Source organism: Pseudomonas sp. Tul2A7, assembly GCF_054790505.1.
Map to the genome: position 1 here is coordinate 3,486,246 of NZ_CP186499.1, position 18,369 is coordinate 3,504,614.

The 18,369-nt window shown below is 59.5% G+C and carries 17 protein-coding genes; 7 read left to right on the plus strand and 10 right to left on the minus strand.

Translation table 11 applies throughout. From position 1 onward, the window contains the following. Window positions 1–236: 236 nt before the first annotated feature. The 5 genes from ACOYXJ_RS15730 to ACOYXJ_RS15750 all read right to left on the minus strand — a co-directional run bounded on the left by ACOYXJ_RS15730 (window position 237) and on the right by ACOYXJ_RS15750 (window position 6,087). Complete coding sequence (locus tag ACOYXJ_RS15730; protein ID WP_460370338.1) at window positions 237–1,589, minus strand: imelysin family protein; 1,353 nt, start codon at window positions 1,587–1,589, stop codon at window positions 237–239. A 230-nt stretch (window positions 1,590–1,819) separates the two neighbouring features. Beyond that, window positions 1,820–3,871: a putative bifunctional diguanylate cyclase/phosphodiesterase gene (locus tag ACOYXJ_RS15735; RefSeq protein WP_102901059.1), complete on the minus strand. Its 2,052-nt coding sequence runs from the start codon at window positions 3,869–3,871 to the stop codon at window positions 1,820–1,822. A 433-nt stretch (window positions 3,872–4,304) separates the two neighbouring features. After that, a complete protein-coding gene (locus ACOYXJ_RS15740; RefSeq protein ID WP_007918933.1) occupies window positions 4,305–4,901 on the minus strand; it encodes a superoxide dismutase in 597 nt (198 codons plus the stop codon). A 176-nt stretch (window positions 4,902–5,077) separates the two neighbouring features. Beyond that, a complete protein-coding gene (locus ACOYXJ_RS15745) occupies window positions 5,078–5,680 on the minus strand; it encodes a LysE/ArgO family amino acid transporter (protein ID WP_460370340.1) in 603 nt (200 codons plus the stop codon). 5 nt (window positions 5,681–5,685) lie between these two features. Further along, entirely contained in the window at window positions 5,686–6,087 is a 402-nt protein-coding gene (locus tag ACOYXJ_RS15750; protein ID WP_150794579.1) for an ACT domain-containing protein, read from the minus strand. Between the two features lie 96 nt (window positions 6,088–6,183). On the opposite strand from ACOYXJ_RS15750, the gene ACOYXJ_RS15755 reads away from it, so the two are divergent. From ACOYXJ_RS15755 to ACOYXJ_RS15770, 4 genes are all read left to right on the plus strand, one after another. Further along, window positions 6,184–7,077 (plus strand): LysR family transcriptional regulator ArgP, encoded by an 894-nt coding sequence (locus ACOYXJ_RS15755; RefSeq protein WP_460370343.1) that lies wholly within the window; start codon window positions 6,184–6,186, stop codon window positions 7,075–7,077. A gap of 54 nt (window positions 7,078–7,131) precedes the next feature. Continuing rightward, entirely contained in the window at window positions 7,132–8,124 is a 993-nt protein-coding gene (locus ACOYXJ_RS15760; RefSeq protein WP_457465246.1) for an NAD-dependent epimerase/dehydratase family protein, read from the plus strand. A gap of 116 nt (window positions 8,125–8,240) precedes the next feature. Next, a complete protein-coding gene (locus ACOYXJ_RS15765; RefSeq protein WP_460370346.1) occupies window positions 8,241–9,095 on the plus strand; it encodes an ATPase in 855 nt (284 codons plus the stop codon). Window positions 9,096–9,208: 113 nt separating this feature from the next. Next, entirely contained in the window at window positions 9,209–10,057 is an 849-nt protein-coding gene (locus ACOYXJ_RS15770) for a cache domain-containing protein (protein ID WP_102901068.1), read from the plus strand. A gap of 126 nt (window positions 10,058–10,183) precedes the next feature. On the opposite strand, the gene ACOYXJ_RS15775 is transcribed toward ACOYXJ_RS15770, so the two are convergent. Together ACOYXJ_RS15775 and pobA are read right to left on the minus strand one after the other, a co-directional pair. Further along, the gene (locus tag ACOYXJ_RS15775; RefSeq protein WP_460370348.1) at window positions 10,184–11,701 is read right to left on the minus strand and encodes an MDR family MFS transporter; all 1,518 of its coding nucleotides are present in this window, start codon (window positions 11,699–11,701) and stop codon (window positions 10,184–10,186) included. Between the two features lie 79 nt (window positions 11,702–11,780). Continuing rightward, entirely contained in the window at window positions 11,781–12,974 is a 1,194-nt protein-coding gene (gene pobA, locus ACOYXJ_RS15780) for a 4-hydroxybenzoate 3-monooxygenase (protein WP_460370350.1), read from the minus strand. A gap of 177 nt (window positions 12,975–13,151) precedes the next feature. On the opposite strand from pobA, the gene ACOYXJ_RS15785 reads away from it, so the two are divergent. Then, the gene (locus tag ACOYXJ_RS15785) at window positions 13,152–14,036 is read left to right on the plus strand and encodes a helix-turn-helix domain-containing protein (RefSeq protein ID WP_460370352.1); all 885 of its coding nucleotides are present in this window, start codon (window positions 13,152–13,154) and stop codon (window positions 14,034–14,036) included. 118 nt (window positions 14,037–14,154) lie between these two features. Here the strand turns inward: ACOYXJ_RS15785 and ACOYXJ_RS15790 are convergent, their stop codons facing one another. Further along, the gene (locus ACOYXJ_RS15790) at window positions 14,155–14,331 is read right to left on the minus strand and encodes a hypothetical protein (RefSeq protein ID WP_007912636.1); all 177 of its coding nucleotides are present in this window, start codon (window positions 14,329–14,331) and stop codon (window positions 14,155–14,157) included. A gap of 219 nt (window positions 14,332–14,550) precedes the next feature. Beyond that, window positions 14,551–15,456, minus strand: a complete 906-nt coding sequence (locus ACOYXJ_RS15795) for a LysR family transcriptional regulator (RefSeq protein WP_460370355.1) — start codon at window positions 15,454–15,456, stop codon at window positions 14,551–14,553. A gap of 114 nt (window positions 15,457–15,570) precedes the next feature. Here ACOYXJ_RS15795 and ACOYXJ_RS15800 point away from each other — a divergent pair, with 114 nt between their 5' ends. Together ACOYXJ_RS15800 and ACOYXJ_RS15805 are read left to right on the plus strand one after the other, a co-directional pair. Continuing rightward, on the plus strand, window positions 15,571–16,449 hold the full coding sequence (locus ACOYXJ_RS15800; RefSeq protein ID WP_460370357.1) for an MBL fold metallo-hydrolase: 879 nt from the start codon (window positions 15,571–15,573) through the stop codon (window positions 16,447–16,449). Window positions 16,450–16,494: 45 nt separating this feature from the next. Beyond that, window positions 16,495–17,109, plus strand: coding sequence for an NAD(P)-dependent oxidoreductase (locus ACOYXJ_RS15805; RefSeq protein WP_460370360.1), 615 nt, complete (start codon window positions 16,495–16,497; stop codon window positions 17,107–17,109). A gap of 210 nt (window positions 17,110–17,319) precedes the next feature. On the opposite strand, the gene ACOYXJ_RS15810 is transcribed toward ACOYXJ_RS15805, so the two are convergent. Further along, entirely contained in the window at window positions 17,320–18,201 is an 882-nt protein-coding gene (locus tag ACOYXJ_RS15810) for a LysR substrate-binding domain-containing protein (protein ID WP_150729724.1), read from the minus strand. Window positions 18,202–18,369 lie beyond the last annotated feature (168 nt).

The following is an 18,369-nucleotide window of genomic DNA, read 5'->3' on the forward strand; positions in this document are numbered from 1 at the left end:
CAGGGCGAGGGGGTTTGAATAAGAGGAATTATCGTTTGCTTGATATGACGCAAGCCTTGAAGCCCATGCAATACCCCTGTAGGAGTGAGCCTGCTCGCGATAGCGGTGTATCAGTCACTCATTCGTCAACTGACACTCCGCTATCGCGAGCAGGCTCACTCCTACAAAGGGGCCGTGTACGGCAGGTATGAAAAAGGCGACCCGAGGGTCGCCTTTTTTGATGCAGACGCGGTTGATCAGAACTCGTGATCAGCGTTGTCCGGGTTCAGGTCGCTGATGCCCAGTTTGCCGGCAGCGGCTTCGATCGAACCGGTCTGCTTGACCAGCGAGGCGATGGCGTCGCGAACAATCTGGTTGCCTGCGGTGTTGCCGGCAGCGATCAGTTGATCGTAGTGCTCACCCTTGTTGGCGTGATCAACCATGACCTGGATCTTGGCTTCGGTGGCCGCCAGATCGGCTTTCAGTGCGGTGTCGGCAGCCGGATCAGCCTTGGCCACCAGCGACGACAGGCTGGCGCCGGTCATTTTGGTGCCGTCAACACGGGTGTACTCGCCCAGATAAACGTTACGAATGCCTTTGGCATCGTAGAAGTGCGAGTTGTGCGTGTTGTCGCTGAAGCAATCCTGCTCGTCTTCTGGGGAGTTGGCTTCCAGGGAAACCTTCATGCGCTCGCCCGCCAGTTCGCCCAGGGACAGGCTGCCCATGCCGAAGAGCATTTTGCGCAGACCGGTTTCGCCCGGCTCGGCTTCCAGCGTGGCGCGATAGTTGTCAGCCACGTTCGGCTTCCAGTTGCCGACCATTTCTTCCAGGTCGCTGACCAGCAGTTGGGTCACGGACTTCAGGTAGGCACGACGACGATCGTTGTGACCGCCAGTGGCGCCGGCGCCTTCCAGGTAGTCGGAGGCAGGACGGTTGCCAGCGCCAGGGCCGGTGCCGTTCAGATCCTGGCCCCAGAGCAGGAATTCAATGGCGTGGTAGCCAGTGGCAACGTTGGCTTCGGAACCGCCCAGCTCGTTGAGGCTGGCGAGTTTTTCCGGGGTGATGTCTTTGACGTCGACCTTGTCTTCGCCGACCTGAACTTCGGTGTTGGCGATGATGTTGGCGGTGGCACCCGGGTTACCCAGTGCGTGCTCGTAGGATTTGTCGACGTAGTCGATCAGACCTTCGTCCAGCGGCCAGGCGTTAACCTGACCTTCCCAATCGTCGATGATGGTGTTGCCGAAGCGGAACACTTCACTTTGCAGGTACGGAACGCGCGCGGCGACCCAGGCAGCCTTGGCGGCTTTCAGGGTGTCGGCGTTCGGCTTGGCGAGGAAGGCGTCGACGGCGGTCTGCAGGGTTTTCGCGGTGGATTCGGCATCGCTGTAGACGGCGAAGACCATGTCGGCGTAGTGCGCGACCACAGCCTTGGCGGCGGCTTCGTCGACTTTACCGGCAGCGGCAGCGGCAGGCGCAGCCGCTGGAGCGGTGGTGCTGGCGGCTGGCGTCGGTGCGGCCGGAGCGGCAGCCTTGTCTTTGCCTTCGCCGCATCCGGCGAGGGAAATAGCGATGGCCAGCAGACTGGCGGTAGCCAGAGGCATACGAATCATGGCGAACATCCTGCTTCGATAGTTGAGTGGACTCGCGCTGGGGGTGCGCAAAACTGCGACATAATGCAAATCTTTCGCATTATGTGTAAAGGGTTGTGGCTGGAAATATTTCTTATTTACGTCGGTGTGATGGCACCGATCAAAAGATCGCAGCCTCGTTGCACTCGACAGCTCCTACAGGGGAATGCGATTCATGTAGGAGCTGCCGAAGGCTGCGATCTTTTGATCGTCTAGAGAATGGCCGCGTTAGTGCGTTGCGCTTGCTTGAGATAGGCACCCAGCTCGCGTGCCGGCAACGGCTTGCTGTAGTGATAACCCTGACCTTCGTGGCAGCCTTCGGAAATGATGTAGCTTTCCTGCTCGGCGGTTTCCACGCCTTCGGCGATCACTTGCATGCCGAGGCTCTTGCCCAGTTGAATGATCGCGCGAACGATGGTCGCATCGTCGTCGTCATCGAGCAGATCCTGAACGAAGCTCTTGTCGATCTTGATCTTGTCCAGCGGCAGGCTTTTCAGATAACTCAGCGATGAGTAACCGGTGCCGAAGTCGTCGATGGCGATCAGTGCGCCGGAACGACGCAGACTCAGCAAGTGCTGGGCGGCGGTGCTGATGTCTTCCATCAGGCCGGTTTCGGTGACTTCCAGTTCCAGGCTGCGCGGTGGCAGGCGGTACATCTGCAGCAGGTTATTGACCACCCGCGGCAGTTCGGCATGGTGCAGTTGCACGGTGGACAGGTTCACTGCCATGCGCAGGTCGGCGAAACCCTGATCGTGCCATTCGCGCAATTGCTTGCAGGCCTGATCGAGCACCCATTCGCCGATGGCGATGATCGTGCCGTTCTGCTCAGCCAGCGGAATGAACAAGTCCGGCGGCACCAGACCGTGTTCCGGATGTTGCCAGCGAATCAGCGCTTCGACGCCGACCACGCGATGATCGCGATAGCTGATCTGTGGCTGATAGACGAGATAGAACTGATCGCGCAGCAAGGCATCGCGCAGGTCTTTTTCCAGCTCGCGACGGCGACGCATCTCGCTGTCGACGCTAGCGATATAGAACTGATAGCGGTTGCGCGAGCGGGTCTTGGCCAACGTCATGGTCTGCTCGGCCTTCTGCAACAGCTTCTCGGTGCTGTCGCCGTCCTCCGGGAACAGAGTGATGCCGATGGTCGCGCGCAGGCGGATTTCCTGATGGTCGAGGGCAAACGCCGCTTCCAGGTCATCGAGGATGCTTTGCGCCAGTTCCGCTGCTTCATAAGGCTGTTCGATGTCGGCCTGTACCAGGGCGAACTGATCGCCACCCAGGCGGGCGAGGGCGCCTAAGCGGCCACTGTGGGCACGCAAGCGATCGGCCAGGGCCAGCAACAATTGATCGCCGGTCTGGTAGCTGAACTGCTCGTTGATGCCTTTGAAATCATCCAGCCCCACGCACAACACCGCGACCCGCCGTTGCAGTTTGCCGGCGTCGACCAGAATCTTGTCCAGTTGCTGCTGCAATTGCTGGCGATTCGGCAGGCCGGTGAGGAAGTCGTACTGGGCCATGCGCAGCAGGCTGTTTTCCGCTTCGTGGCGCAGGTGAGTGTTGCGTTCGATTGACTCGAGTAACTGGTTGGCGGTGCTGATCCAGATGCCCAGTTCGTTTTTTTCGTGGCCCTTGAGCTGCGGAATCTTGTGCTCGCTGGGGCGATCCGGATTGATCTCGGTGAGGTGCTCGATGATCCGCGACAGCGGCTTGGTCAGCAGCCAGTGATAGACCAGATACAGCACCAGCCCCATCGCCAGTGCGCGCAGAACCCCGGAAATGAAGATGATCACCGAGCTGACGATAAACCCTTCGCCATAAGTGGCGGTGTCGAGGGTAATACTCAAATCGCCGTAATACTCGCTGTACGGGCCACGCCCCACCAATTGGGTGGTGAAGGTGCGTTCCTGGCCGAGAATCAGGTCAGTCAGCCAGCGGCTGTTGGACTGCTGCAGGTCGCGGGATTTCTGCGCGAGCATGGCTTCGTTGGGATGGCCGATGGAGGCCTGACGCACGGCATCGTCCTGGAACAGGCCTTCGATCACTTGCATGCCCATCTCCCGGTCCAGGCTGTAAACGGCCTGGGTCGACGGGTCGCGGAACATGTCGAGGATGCGTTCGGCGTCGCCAGCAACCGCCTGACGGGTTTTGTAAGCATCGAAAACAATCTGCGCGCAGCTCAAGACTACGCCGACGATCAATGCCGACAGGAGCACGACCCGGAGCAACTTCACCGACAAGCTGTTCTTGAGTTCCAGCTTCAAAGGGTTATTCCTTGTTCCGTGCGGGTAGCGTCAAGTTGCCATGAGTATTGGCAATCCCGTGTTGGCAGTCAAAGGGACAATCAGACTCAGGAGGACTTGCCTGTGGCCTTGGCCAAAATCCTGCTGTTTTGGAGTATTAGCCCTATTTGCACTATGTCGGTAGTTTCGGCTCTCAACTTGAGCGGTTCGCAGCATTTTTTCCTCTTTTTGATGTTAGCCCGCAGTGGCACGGCGGCAAGCGGCCTGAGGCTGCATTTTCTGTTTGATCGTTCCCACGCTCCGCGTGGGAATGCCTCCAGGGACGCTCTGCGTCCAGTGACGCGGAGCGTCACGGGCTGCATGCCCACGCGGAGCGTGGGAACGATCATCGTACGGGGTTTATCCGGGCATAAAAAAACCCGGCCGAAGCCGGGTTTTTTGACTGGCGCGCAGCTTAAGCGGTGAAGGTTTTGCCTTCGAACTGCTCAGCAACGAACTTCCAGTTGACCAGGTTCCAGAACGCTTCGACATACTTCGGACGAACGTTGCGGTAGTCGATGTAGTAAGCGTGTTCCCAGACGTCGCAGGTCAGCAGCGGGGTGTCGCCGCTGGTCAGCGGGTTGCCGGCGCCGATGGTGCTGGCCAGGGCCAGGGAACCGTCAGCCTTTTTCACCAGCCAGCCCCAGCCGGAACCGAAGGTGCCGATCGAGGTTTTGCTGAATTCTTCCTTGAACTTGTCGAACGAACCGAAGGCTGCGTTGATGGCTTCAGCCAGCGCGCCGGTTGGTTGACCACCGGCGTTTGGCGCCAGGCAGTTCCAGTAGAAAGTGTGGTTCCAGACCTGAGCGGCGTTGTTGAAGATACCGCCCGAGGAAGTCTTGACGATTTCTTCCAGGGTCTTGCCTTCGAACTCGGTGCCTGGCACCAGGTTGTTCAGGTTCACGACATAGGTGTTGTGGTGCTTGTCGTGGTGGTATTCCAGGGTTTCCTTGGAAATGTGCGGCTGCAGGGCATCGTGTGCGTAAGGCAGCGGCGGCAATTCGAAAGCCATGATGATTCTCCTAATCAGGTCTGTTGCGGTGAGCGCAAGGCCGATCACGGGCGGCCAGAAATGCACCGGCGAGTTTTTACTCTTTGCGGCGCAGGGTTTCGATCATAGCACCGGGGTTGCGCCATAACCACGCAACAACTGTGTGGGATAGAGGTTCCAGAGCTGTTTGGAATAAATCAGCTGGAGAAAATTAATTGCCCAGCCACGGTAAACATCATCAGCGCCACCACCAGATCGAGAATTCGCCAGGTACTCGGACGTGCCAGCCATGGCGCCAGCCATGCTGCACCCAGCGCAAGCGTGAAAAACCACAACAGCGAAGCACTCGCAGCACCGACCACATAAGCCCCCGGCACCGATTGCTGCGCGCCGAGAGAGCCGATCAGCAACACCGTATCCAGATAAACGTGCGGGTTGAGCAGCGTCACTGCCAACGCACTGAGCATCACCGCCCGCAACGAGCGCACCGTCTGGTTTTCGCCTTGACCCATGCTCTGTTTCGAACAGGCCCGGCGCAGCGCCTGGCTGCCGTACCAGATCAGAAACGTCGCGCCGCCCCAACGGGCAATCGCCAGCAGCGTCGGGTTCTGCGCCAGAATCGTCGCCAGCCCGAATACCCCGGCCGCCACCAGCAGCGCATCGCAGACCACGCACAATGCAGCCACCGGCAGATGATGTTCACGGCGCAGGCTTTGCGCCAATACAAAGGCGTTCTGCGTGCCGATCGCCATGATCAACCCGAACGCCACCAGCAGGCCGTTCACATAGCTTTGCCACATAACAATTACTCCGCGTTGGCTGCGAGATCGCGCAGCACTTGCATGGCGCGTTCGGCATCGGCCTGACCGACGAACAAGTGGTCGTGGTAATAACCGGCAATCACGTTGCAACTGATCCCGGCCTTGCCCAATGCCGTGGCAAACGCGGCGGTGAGGCCAACGGCTTCCAGCGCCGAATGCACATTCAAGGTGATCCACGCGGCGACGTAGTCGAAGCTGAAACCGGCCTGTTCGGCGCGGGAACGTTCGACAATGACCGTCAGACCTTCCTGCTCGCGGAAGCTGCCGACAATCTCCAGACCGCTCGGCAACACACCGTCGCGCAGGGTGCAGAACACGTATTCGCCGGCGTTGAGTTGCGGGCTCATGCTGCGCAACAGGGTTGTGAGTGAAGTTTCGCCAGCCATGAGAGTGATCCTTGAGAAAGAGTGCTTGCTGGCTATTCTCCGGGCGAAAGCTGTATAAGAAAAACCAATAGTGCTGATCGCTCATTAGGAAAACTGATGTTCGACTATAAATTGCTTTCTGCTTTGGCCGCCGTGGTCGAGCAGGCCGGATTCGAACGGGCCGCGCAGGTATTGGGCTTGTCGCAATCGGCGATCTCGCAGCGGATCAAATTGCTTGAAGCGCGGGTCGGCCAGCCGGTGTTGATTCGCGGCACGCCACCGTCGCCGACCGAGATTGGCCGGCGCCTGCTCAACCATGTGCAGCAGGTGCGGTTGCTTGAGCGCGACTTGCAAACCCTGGTGCCCGCGCTGGACGAGCAGGGTTTGCCGGAACGTTTGCGCATCGCCCTTAATGCCGACAGCCTCGCCACATGGTGGGCCGAAGCGGTTGGCGATTTCTGTGCCGAACAGCATTTATTGCTGGATCTGGTGGTGGAAGACCAGACCGTGGGCCTCAAACGCATGCGCGCCGGTGAAGTGGCCGCGTGCCTTTGCGCCAGCGAACGTCCGGTGGCGGGTGCGCGCAGTGTGTTGCTCGGGGCGATGCGGTATCGCGCGCTGGCCAGCCCGGCGTTTATCGAGCGGCATTTCCCCGACGGCGTGCGTGCCGAACAATTGCCGCGCACCCCGGCGCTGGTGTTCGGCCCGGACGACTTTCTCCAGCATCGCTATCTCGCCTCGTTGGGCGTCGACGGTGGATTCGAACACCATTTGTGCCCGTCCTCGGAGGGTTTTATCCGCCTCACCGAAGCCGGATTGGGCTGGGGGCTGGTGCCGGAACTGCAAGTGCGCGATCAACTGCAACGCGGCGTGTTGCGCGAACTGTTGCCAGATAAACCGATCGACGTGCCGTTGTACTGGCATCATTGGCGCAATGGCGGTCAGCTTCTAGGCTTGTTGACCGAGCAATTGCTGCGTTCATCGGCGCAATGGCTGGTGCCGTTGGACTGACGGCCAGCGTCAAGACACTCGAATCAGGCAAAACGAAAGACATCGGAGCGTTACATGAAAATTCTGGTCACCGGCGCAAGCGGCTTCATTGGCGGACGCTTTGCGCGTTTCGCCCTGGAGCAGGGCCTGGACGTGCGGGTCAACGGTCGCCGGGCCGAGAGCGTCGAGCATCTGGTGCGCCGGGGTGCCGAGTTTGTCCCCGGCGATCTGACCGATCCCGATCTGGTCCGCGAGTTGTGTTCCGACGTCGAAGCGGTGGTGCATTGCGCTGGCGCCGTCGGACTGTGGGGCCGCTATCAGGACTTCCACCAGGGCAACGTGCAGGTCACCGAAAACGTTGTCGAAGCCTGTCTCAAACAGCGCGTCCGGCGTTTGGTGCATCTGTCGTCGCCATCGATCTATTTCGATGGGCGCGATCATTTCAACCTGACCGAAGAGCAAGTGCCCAAGCGCTTCAAGCATCACTACGCCGCGACCAAGTACCTGGCCGAGCAAAAGGTCTTCGGTGCCCAGGAATTCGGCCTGGAAACCATCGCCCTGCGCCCGCGTTTCGTTACCGGCGCCGGCGACATGAGCATCTTCCCGCGTCTGCTCAACATGCAGCGCAAGGGCCGCCTGGCGATCATCGGCAATGGCCTGAACAAAGTCGACTTCACCAGTGTGCAGAATCTCAACGAAGCGATGCTCAGCAGCTTGCTGGCCGCCGGCTCCGCACTGGGCAAGGCCTACAACATCAGCAACGGCGCGCCGGTGCCGCTGTGGGATGTGGTCAATTACGTGATGCGCAAAATGGAAGTGCCGCAAGTCACCAAGTACCGTTCGTATGGGCTGGCCTACAGCGTCGCAGCGCTCAATGAGGGTGCGTGCAAGCTCTGGCCCGGGCGTCCGGAGCCAACCCTGTCGCGTCTGGGCATGCAGGTGATGAAAAAAAATTTCACCCTCGACATCAGCCGCGCCCGGCATTATCTCGACTACGATCCGAAAGTCAGCCTGTGGTCGGCGCTGGATGAGTTCTGCGCGTGGTGGAAAGCTCAGGACATCCGTTGAAACGATTCGGCCGGGCGGCAATGAACCGTGTAGCCGCTTGGGGGTCAATCCCTGCGGCTGCGGCGGTTATACTTCGCAGCATTTAGCCATCACCGCGTTTCACAAAGGTTGCCTCAATGTCCATGCGTAATGATGCCCACGACGATTTCGATGATGTCCCGAGCCTGCGTGCCGACGCCTTCGACGACGATGACATTCCTACCACCGCCCGCACCTCTGTGCACTCGCGTACGCCGCCCGTGGTCAAGGTCAAGGCGGCCAGCACCGGCCCGTTGTGGGCTTTGGTCGGCGCATTGTTTTTCGCCTTCATCGGTCTGGCCTGGTGGAGTTTCCAGCAGATTTCGCTGATGGAGCAGCAACTGGTCGCGACCCAGGAAAGCTTTGCGCGGATCAGCGAAGAAGCCGCCGGGCGCTTGCAGGACATTTCCGGCAAGGTCGTCGCCAGCCAGTCCAATGTCACCAGCGACAGCGAAGCCTTGAAGCTGCAGATCAAACAGCTCGAAGGCAAGCTGCTCGATCAGAGCAAACAGCAGCAAGGCGTAGCGGGGCAGGCCAGCGATCTGGACAAACGCCTGGCACAGATGACCGCGCAGACCACCGAACAGCAGAACGCCAACACCCAGTTGCAGGCGCAGGTGAAAGCCTTGAGCGCGGAATTGGCGACGGTGAAAAGCACACCGGCCGACACCAGCAAGGTCGACACGCAGTTGAAAGCCTTCGACGCTCAGTTCAAAAGCCTCGGTGCCGATATCGCTGCACTGAAAAAGCAGGGCAATCCGAGCGCGGCGATCGATCGTCTTGAGCAGGAAATCGTCGTCCTCAAAAGCGAACAGGACAACCGCCCGGCAGCACCGCAGGGTGGCGGCAATACCGCCGAGTTCGACGCCTTCCGTGCGCAGATGACCCGCAACATCAACACCCTTCAGGCGCAGATTCAGAATTTGCAGCAGCAGATCAATTCCCGCCCATAAGCTTTGTTGATCAGTGCAGGGGATTCTGTAATCCCCTGCATCATTCTGAATACTCGTACATCACCCCAAGCCGTCTACGCTCTTGAAACACCAACAAGAACGAGGGATGCGCTATGGGGTTTTTGCATAAAGTGGCCTGGCTCGGCGTGATGTTACTGGCCGGTTTCGGCCAGGTCAGCGCCGCCACTACCGCCAAGGATGACAGTCAGGCCGCCATCGCCTTGCTGGAAAAAGCCCTGGCCTACTACCACGACAACGGCGACAAGGCGTTCGCCGCGTTCAGCCGCCAGGGCGAGTTCGTCGACAAGGATCGCTATGTGTTCGTCGTCGATACCAAGGGCGTGATGCTCGCCAGCGGCGGGCCTTCATCAGCGTTGATCGGTCGTGACGTGAGTGAGGTGCTCGGCCCGGATCTGCAGAAAACCTTCAAGGATGCGTTGAAAGTGCCGGAAGGCAACGGCATCCAGCAGGCCGAGTACCGTTGGCAGAACTGGGCCGATGGCAAGGTCGAGCGCAAGCATGTGTATTACCAGCGCATCGGCCAGCGAATTCTGGCAGTGGGTTACTACTTGCCGCGAGCCTCGGCCGAGCAGGCCAAGGCGTTGCTGGACAAAGCAGCGACTGATTTGGGCAAAGACGAGAAGGGCACGCTGACGGCGATCAACTCGCTCAAGGGTGGCTACTTGCAGGACGACTTGTATGTGTTTGTGGTCGATCTGGACACCCAGCGCTACGTCGCCCACGGCACCAATCTGCGCTTGATCAACACCGACTTTGGCAAGATCAAGGATCCGGATGGCAAACCGGTAGGCGAGCCGATTCTGGCGCTGATCGGCAAGCAGGATGAAGGCGAGTATGAATACCGCTGGAAAAACCCGGTGACCGGCAAGGTCGAGGACAAACATGCTTACCTGAAGAAGGCCGGGCATTTCCTCGTTGCAGTCGGTTACTACAGCCCTTGAATGAAACACCGTCCCCCTGTGGGAGCGAGCCTGCTCGCGAAGGCGTCGTTTCAGCCAACATCGTGGTTGAATGACACACCGCTTTCGCGAGCAGGCTCGCTCCCACAGGGTTTTGTGGTGTTGCAGTTATTTTGCGCCGTGCTCACGCCCGCGCAGCAGGTTGTTCGGCATCGCAATCGCCGCTGCCAATCCCAGCAACGACACCGCTGCACTCACCCACAACAAATGCCGGAACGTCACCAGCAATTCCGCCCGCAAGGCGTTCTGCGCATCCCCCGGTGCGGCGTTCAAACCATCGAGCAGAACGTTGCCGGAATGCCCCTCGCTCATCAACGAGCTGCTCGCCAGATGGGCGAAACTCGAATCCTGTAACAACGCCAGCAACAGCGCCGACATCAACGCCACGCCCACCGCACCGCCGAGGGAGCGAAACAGATTGGTAGTGCTGGTCGCTACGCCAATGTCGCGTTGCTCCACCGAGTTCTGTGTGCCCACCAGTGATGTCGGGAACTGCATGCCACCGGCAATGCCACTGAGCAGCATGAACAGGCCGCTGATCAGCGTCGCCTCCGGTGGGCTGGACGCCATACCGAGAATCGCGATCGGCATCAGCAGAGCGCCGGTCAGAATCTGTGGTTTGTAACGCCCGGTGATCGACGTGCGCCGGCCGGCGAAAAATGCACCAATCGGCAACCCCATCGCCAATGGCAACAAGTGCAAAGCGGCGCTGTCAGCTCCGGCACCGGTCACGGTCTGAAAGCGCAGCGGCATCAGCACAATCAGCGAAATCGCCTGGAAACTGGTAAAGAAAATCGTGCACCAGCACAGCAACGCGTTGCGGTTGGCAAACAGGTGCATCGGCAGCAAAGGCTCCCGCGCCCGGCGCTCGTGCCAGACAAACACCGCCAGTACCACCACCGCACAAGCGAACAGGCCAAGCACTTCACCGCTGCGCCACGAATGACCCTGACCAACCTGAGTAATGCCCAGCAACAGGGCAGTGAGGCCGATGATCATCAACAACGTACCGAGGTAGTCGATGACTGGTTTGCGCTGTGGAATAGGCAGCCCGCGCAAGTTGCGCCGTGCCACCCACCAGGCACCGAGACCCAGCGGCAGGTTGATCAGAAACACCCAGCGCCACGACAGGTATTCGGTCATGTAACCGCCGAGTACCGGGCCGGCGACACTCGCCACGGCGTACATACTGCTGAAGTAACCCTGATAGCGCCCGCGTTCACGCGGCGGCACGATGTCGCCGATGATCGCCTGACTCACCGAGATCATCCCGCCAGCGCCGATGCCCTGAAGGATCCGCGCCAGCACCAGTTGCTCCATGCTCTGCGCCATGCCGCAAAACAGCGAGGCGAGGGTGAACAGGCCCATGCCGAACAGCATCAGTTTGCGCCGCCCGTACAAGTCGCCGAGCTTGCCGTAGATCGGCACGGCCACCGTCATCGCGACCATGTACCCGGAAATCACCCAGGCCAACAGGCTGACGTCCTTGAACTGCGCAGAGATGGCCGGCATCGACACGGCGACGATGGTCTGGTCGAGCGCGCCGAGAAAGATCGCCATCATCAGCGCCACCAGCACGCTGCGAATGGCCGGTTTGGGCGTTTCGGGGTGATTGAGATTGGTCACGGGCGAGCCTGCGGGCAGTGATGAACCCGCGCGGCCATCGCGCGCGGGTGGATGCTCGCCAGTGTAAGTCGATAGGAAGCTATTCGATAGCCTCGTACGGAAGTCCGACGTAATTTTCTGCAATGGTTTTTCGCCCCGCTTCTGAACTGACAAAGTAGTCCAGTTCCGAGGCGCTGATGCGCTGACTGAAATCGTCGTGATCATCGAAACGGTGCAGCATCGAAGTCATCCACCAGGAAAAGCGCTCGGCTTTCCACACGCGGCGCAGGCAGATTTCCGAGTATTTCTCCAGCAGATCGGTGCGGTCGTCGCGATAAACCTTCAACAGAATATTGAACAGCGTGCTGACGTCACTCGCCGCCAGATTCAAACCCTTGGCGCCAGTGGGCGGGACGATGTGCGCGGCGTCGCCGACCAGAAACATCCGTCCGTACTGCATTGGCTCGACGACGAAACTGCGCAGCGGCGCGATGCTTTTTTCAATCGACGGGCCGGTGACCAGTTTCTCGGCAAGCTCCACCGGCAGGCGTTTTTTCAATTCATCCCAAAAGCGCTGATCGCTCCAGTCATCGACATTTTCATCCGCCGGCACTTGCAGGTAATAGCGGGTGCGAGTTGCCGAACGCATGCTGCACAATGCGAAGCCGCGTTCATGGCGGGCGTAGACCAACTCGTCATGCACCGGCGGCGTGTCGGCGAGAATCCCCAGCCAGCCAAACGGATAAACCCGCTCGAAGACCTTCAGGCTGTCGGCCGGAATCGCCTGCCGAGCGACACCGTGGAAACCGTCGCAGCCGGCGATGTAGTCGCAATCGACGCGAAAGGTTTCACCGTCCTTTTCAAAGGTGACAAAAGCTTCGTCGCTTTTCATGCCATGAGGAACGACATCACGCGCCTGGTAAATCGTCGGTGCACCAGCCTCCCGACGAGCGGCCATCAGGTCGCGGGTGACTTCGGTCTGGCCGTAGATCATCACGCTCTTGCCGCCAGTCAATGCGTGCAGATCGATGTGCACCTGACGTCCGTCCAGGGCCAGATCGAAACCGCCATGCACCAGACCTTCGGCGTCCATGCGCCGGCTCACGCCAGCCTGACGCAACAGCTCTACCATGCCTTGTTCAAGCACACCGGCGCGGATGCGGCCGAGGACGTAATCCGGGGTCTGGCGTTCGAGGATAAGGGTGTCGATGCCGGCGTTGTGCAATAACTGGCCGAGGAGCAATCCGGACGGACCGGCGCCAATAATGGCGACTTGGGTTTTCAGCGTTTTCATTGTTTTTATGACTCGCAAGCTTCACGCGGCCAAGACCGGTGAATGATTTTTATGGATCGAGTGCTTGCATTTTTCCCTTGCGGGTCTGTCAATTGAAGGTGAAAACTGAGCTGATACCTGTACATTCTGCCAATCGGTGCGATTATCGCCCACAACCCCGAGGCCTGGATTGAAGTGATGAACAAGCCTGAGCTGCCTTCGATTCCAGTGTTCAAGCTCTACGGTGAAAGCCTGGACTGGCCGACCCCTGACTTGCTGCACTGTGAAACCATTTCCTCCCGCAGTCGCGAACATGAGTGGGAAATCAAACCCCACCGCCATGCTGATTTGTGCCAGTTACTCTTCGTCTTCAAAGGTCAGGCAGAGCTTGAGATCGAAGGGCAACGCACGCAACTCCAAACTCCGGCGATTCAAGTGCTGCCACCGTTGTCGGTGCACGGCTTTCGTTTTTCCGAAGATGTCGAAGGGTTCATCGTTACCCTCGCCACCCCGCTGATCAAGCACTTGCAGGCGCAACTGGGCGATTCGGTACACGCGCTGGCCAGCGCAGAAAACTACCCGGCAGGCAACGACGGCGATTACCTCAACAGCCTGTTCTCGGCGTTGCAGGCCGAATACAACGGTCATCAACCAGCGCGGGAAATGCTCATGCATTCGCTGGTCAGCGTGATTATGGTCTGGGTCAGCCGTCAGGCGATCGTGCGCCATAAAGCCAGTCAGCGTCCGCAGCGTCAGCGCGAATACCTCAATGGCTTCATTCAATTGGTCGAGGAGACTTACCGCCAGCACGTCAAGGTCGAAGACCTGGCCCATCGCTTGGGCATTTCGGTGTCACACCTCAACGGCACGTGCCGTGAGCTGGCCGGGCAACCGGCGTTGCAGATCATGCATGAACGTCAGTTACTGGAGGCCAAGCGCTTGCTGACGTACACCAGCATGACGATTTATGAGATGTCGGAGTTGTTGGGGTTTTCCGACCCGACCAACTTCACGCGGCTGTTTCGGCGCCGAGTGGGGATCTCGCCAAAGGCTTTCCGCGACAGCCTCAAGGCCGAGCATTAATCACTGACACCACAAAACCCCTGTAGGAGTGAGCCTGCTCGCGATAGCGGTGTGTCAGTCAAACTTTATCTGAATGACACACCGCTATCGCGAGCAGGCTCACTCCTACAGTTGAATATCAGCGCAATGCATTCAGCGTGGCATTGTGCGGAATGCACCGCTCGAAGTTGCAGCTCGCATACTCGCGCGGCAACTGTCGTAACTGCTCGACCCGCCAGGCAGCGGTGCCGTACAGCGCCAGCGTGGCGGCGCAGGTGATGAAAATCGCGACGTACCTTCTTGTTTTGATGTTCATGGCGTTGACCTCTGAACGACATACCCTGCGGTATTACTTTCAGCATAGGTCAGCGGCGGGGAGTTGCCAGCGAGTGTGCTTGAGGTTGTACCCCGCCATTCAGAACACTGATACCCCCCTGTAGGAGTGAGCCTGCTCGCGATAGCGGTGTGTCAGTCGGATAGATGTTGGCTGACACTCCGCTATCGCGAGCAGGCTCACTCCTACAGGGGATCGGGTTTACAGGTTGGTATCCCATTCGGGGTTTTCGGGGAATCTGAGCACCAGAAAATCCAGCATGCTGCGCAGTGCTGCCGGCATGTGTTTGCGTGAGGCGTACACCGCATAGATGTTCATTTGTCGTGGCTCGGCATGGGGCAGCAGTCGGACCAATTCACCACTGTGAATATGCACCCCGGCCTGATAGGTCGGCAGCATCGCCACCCCGGCGCCCGCCAATGTCGCGCGCAATAACGTGCTGGCTTCGTTGGCGCTGATATTGCCCTGCACCGGCACCGAGACCGGTTCGCCATCCTCCTCGAAATGCCACAGGCTCTTGCCGAAATACGAGTGCGTCAGGCAGTTATGCCGACTCAATTCCTCGACCCGTTGTGGCGCCGGCTGTTCTTGCAGATAAGCCGGCGCGGCGCAGACCACCGAACGACAAACGGTCAGGCGTCGGGCGATCAGATTGGGATCGAGATCGTTACTGGTACGAATCGCCAGATCGATCCGTTCATCCACCAGATTCACCGTGCGATCGAGCATTTGCAGATCGATGCTCACACCGGGGTAGCGTTTGACGTAAGCGGCCATCGCATCCGCCAGTTGTGCCTGGCCGAACGAGGTGCTGACGCTGATTCGCAGCAACCCGCGCGGGGCGTCGTGGGGTTCGCTGACGGCGGCCTGCATGTCGGTCGACAGTTCGATCATTTGCCGGCAACGCGGCAGGATTTCACTGCCGGCGGTGGTCAGGCTCAACTTGCGCGTGGTGCGGTGCATCAGGCGGGCGCCGACCCAGTCCTCCAGCTCCGCCAGATAACGCGAAACCACTGGCCGCGAAAGGTCCAGATGATCGGCCGCTGCCGACTGGCTGCCCAGATCCACGACGGTGACAAACACCCGCATTGCTTGGAGACGATCCATGATTTGCCCGCTTTCAGAAACAAACTATGTTCAAGCATCGCATTTTTTGTACTGAGTCAGGCAACTAAGCTCTGTCCCATCGCCAAGCATGGCATTCGGACACCGGAGCAACAGATGATCGGCTTCACCACACTCAAACGCGTTCTGCTCGCCAGCGCTTCCCTGGGTTTCGCCGCGCATGCAGCGGCTGCCAACCTGACCCTCGACGTCTACAACCCGGGGACCAACGCGATTTTCCCGGTGACCTCGGTGCTGGTCAGCGGTGAGAAAGACGCGATCCTCGTCGATGCGCAGTTCGGCAAGTCCCAGGCTGAACAGGTCGTGGAAAAGATCCGCGCCAGCGGTAAGAACCTGACCACCATCTACATCAGCCACGGTGACCCGGATTACTACTTCGGCCTCGACACCCTGGCCCAAGCGTTCCCCGATGCCAAGGTGCTCGCCTCGCAACCGACCGTCGATCACATCAACAAAACCGTCGCCGGCAAACTGGCCTTCTGGGGTCCGAAAATGGGCGCCGACGTTCCGGCGAAAACCATCGTGCCGGGCGTACTCAAGGGCGACAGCCTGATGCTCGAAGGGCAGAAATTGCAGGTGGTCGGCCTCGATGGCAAACAACCGGATCGCAGTTTTGTGTGGATTCCGTCGCTCAAAGCCGTGGTCGGTGGTGTGGTTGTCGCCGAGAACATCCATGTGTGGATGGCCGACACCCAGACCGCGCAATCCCACGCCGACTGGCTGGAAACCCTGCACTCGATCGAAACCCTCAAGCCGAACACCGTGGTGCCGGGTCATTACCTCGGCAACAGCAGCCGTTCGCTGGCCAGCGTGAAATTCACCGCCGACTACATTAAGGCTTTTGACGTGGAAACCGCCAAGGCCAAAGATTCCGCCGCACTGATCGCCGCGATGAAAAAACGTTACCCGAAACTGGGTGAGGAAAGCTCGCTGGAGCTGAGCGCGAAAGTCGCCAAGGGCGAAATGCAGTGGTAAGTCGAATCTGAAAACGCAGCACTCTCAAGCCAACTGGAGAATGTCATGAGCAAGATCGCAATCATTGGGGCCACCGGCCGCGCCGGTAGCCAACTGCTGGAAGAAGCCCTGCGTCGTGGCCATAGCGTGACCGCTATCGCCCGCGACACTTCGAAGATCGGCGCGCGTAACGGTGTGGTCAGCAAGAATGTCGATGTGCTGGATGCCGCAGCGCTGCAAGACGCGGTGACCGGTCACGATGTGGTGATCACCGCCGCGCATTTCGCCACCGTTCCTGCGGCGGCGATTGTCGGACCGGTGAAGCAGGCCGGGGTGCAGCGTTTGCTGGTGGTGGGCGGTGCCGGTTCGCTGTTGCTACCGGACGATACGCGAGTGATCGACAGTGCGGGTTTCCCGGCGGAGTACAAAGCTGAAGCCAGTGCCGGTGCGGCGTTTCTTGAAGCGTTGCGTCAGGAGCAGGATCTGGACTGGACCTTTCTGTCGCCGTCGGCAGAGTTTGTCGAAGGGGAGCGCACAGGAAGTTACCGAGCCGGCCAGGATCATTTGCTGGTGAGCGCTGAAGGGCGTAGCTGGATCACGTTTGCTGATTATGCGATTGCGTTGATCGACGAAGTGGAAACGCCGAAGCATTCGCGTCAGCGGTTTACAGTTGGTTACTGATTGAGGCGTTTCTGAGGGATTGGTCTGACTCTGGATCTTTTCCCCCTCACCCCAGCCCTCTCCCCCAAGGGGGCGAGGGGGAAAGGGAGCAGATCTCCATGCTTTTCAAACTTGAGTTCGACTGGATATTGCAGGTCGACGTGGATCAAACAGACAACCCGGTCAGTCCCCTCTCCCTCTGGGAGAGGGTTAGGGTGAGGGAAAAAAGCCTCACCGCAAATGCGCCTGCTCCACCAGCCAGATCATCAGTTCTTCCAACTGCGGCGAAGGCTCGGTTCCCGCAGGCACGACGACGTAATACGCCAGCCCCGTCTTCACCTTCAATTCAAACGGCATCACCAGCCGCCCGGCGCGCAAGTCATCACCAATCAACGACCAATCGCCAATCGCCACCCCCGTCCCGTGGGACGCCATCGACATCGCCTGATCCAGCGTTTCGAAATGCTGACCGCTGCCGAGGTTGTTCAGTCGCAGCTCAGCCGCGTTCAACCACACCGACCAATCCTGAATATCGTGAGTGGGGTGCAGCAACAGATGCTGTTGCAGATCTGCCGGTGAATTCAGCGCTGGCGAGCCCTTAAGCAAAACCGCTGAACAGACCGGTGTCAGTTGCTCGTCGAACAGGTGCAGCGCGCCCGGCGAGTTGTCCGGGGGCGGGCCGTAGATCACCGCGGCATCGAATTGCTCACGCTGGAAGTCCACGCCGTGTTGCAGCGAGGCGGTGAGTTTCACCGGCACGTCCGGGCGTTCCTTTTGCCATTGCAGCAAGCGCGGCAGCAGCCAGCGCATCACGCAGCTCGGCGCTTTGAGTTGCAGGGTTTCGCGCTGCAGGCCGATTTGCTCGGTGGCTTCGCTGATCAGGCCGAAGACTTTTTCCACCCGCGGTAGCCATTCACGTCCTTCGGCGGTCAGCGCCAGGCCACGGGCCAGGCGGATGAACAGCGGGTAACCGAGATGCGCTTCCAGCCCGGCGATCTGCCGGCTCACTGCGCCCTGGGTGATGTGCAACTGCTCGGCGGCGCGGGTGAAGTTGCAGCACTGCGCGGTGATCAGAAACGTGTGCAGAGCGGGCAGGGGAGGCAGGCGTTTCATGAGGATCCAAGGTATGACGTGAGGACATGGCTAGTATGACTTTTAATCGATTGTTGCCGCTACCTGCCGACCGTTCAATGAAGCCATGAAGGGCTCTTTGTAGGAGTGAGCCTGCTCGCGATAGCGGTGAGTCAGTCACTGCAATGTTGAATGTACAGACGCCATCGC

Excerpts from the sequence above, each read along its gene's own strand:
- ACOYXJ_RS15730 (WP_460370338.1), bottom strand. The coding sequence starts at position 1,589 with ATGATTCGTATGCCTCTGGCTACCGCCAGTCTGCTGGCCATCGCTATT.
- ACOYXJ_RS15740 (WP_007918933.1), bottom strand. The coding sequence starts at position 4,901 with ATGGCTTTCGAATTGCCGCCGCTGCCTTACGCACACGATGCCCTGCAG.
- ACOYXJ_RS15745 (WP_460370340.1), bottom strand. The coding sequence starts at position 5,680 with ATGTGGCAAAGCTATGTGAACGGCCTGCTGGTGGCGTTCGGGTTGATC.
- ACOYXJ_RS15750 (WP_150794579.1), bottom strand. The coding sequence starts at position 6,087 with ATGGCTGGCGAAACTTCACTCACAACCCTGTTGCGCAGCATGAGCCCG.
- ACOYXJ_RS15755 (WP_460370343.1), top strand. The coding sequence starts at position 6,184 with ATGTTCGACTATAAATTGCTTTCTGCTTTGGCCGCCGTGGTCGAGCAG.
- ACOYXJ_RS15760 (WP_457465246.1), top strand. The coding sequence starts at position 7,132 with ATGAAAATTCTGGTCACCGGCGCAAGCGGCTTCATTGGCGGACGCTTT.
- ACOYXJ_RS15765 (WP_460370346.1), top strand. The coding sequence starts at position 8,241 with ATGTCCATGCGTAATGATGCCCACGACGATTTCGATGATGTCCCGAGC.
- ACOYXJ_RS15770 (WP_102901068.1), top strand. The coding sequence starts at position 9,209 with ATGGGGTTTTTGCATAAAGTGGCCTGGCTCGGCGTGATGTTACTGGCC.
- pobA (WP_460370350.1), bottom strand. The coding sequence starts at position 12,974 with ATGAAAACGCTGAAAACCCAAGTCGCCATTATTGGCGCCGGTCCGTCC.
- ACOYXJ_RS15785 (WP_460370352.1), top strand. The coding sequence starts at position 13,152 with ATGAACAAGCCTGAGCTGCCTTCGATTCCAGTGTTCAAGCTCTACGGT.
- ACOYXJ_RS15790 (WP_007912636.1), bottom strand. The coding sequence starts at position 14,331 with ATGAACATCAAAACAAGAAGGTACGTCGCGATTTTCATCACCTGCGCC.
- ACOYXJ_RS15795 (WP_460370355.1), bottom strand. The coding sequence starts at position 15,456 with ATGGATCGTCTCCAAGCAATGCGGGTGTTTGTCACCGTCGTGGATCTG.
- ACOYXJ_RS15800 (WP_460370357.1), top strand. The coding sequence starts at position 15,571 with ATGATCGGCTTCACCACACTCAAACGCGTTCTGCTCGCCAGCGCTTCC.
- ACOYXJ_RS15805 (WP_460370360.1), top strand. The coding sequence starts at position 16,495 with ATGAGCAAGATCGCAATCATTGGGGCCACCGGCCGCGCCGGTAGCCAA.
- ACOYXJ_RS15810 (WP_150729724.1), bottom strand. The coding sequence starts at position 18,201 with ATGAAACGCCTGCCTCCCCTGCCCGCTCTGCACACGTTTCTGATCACC.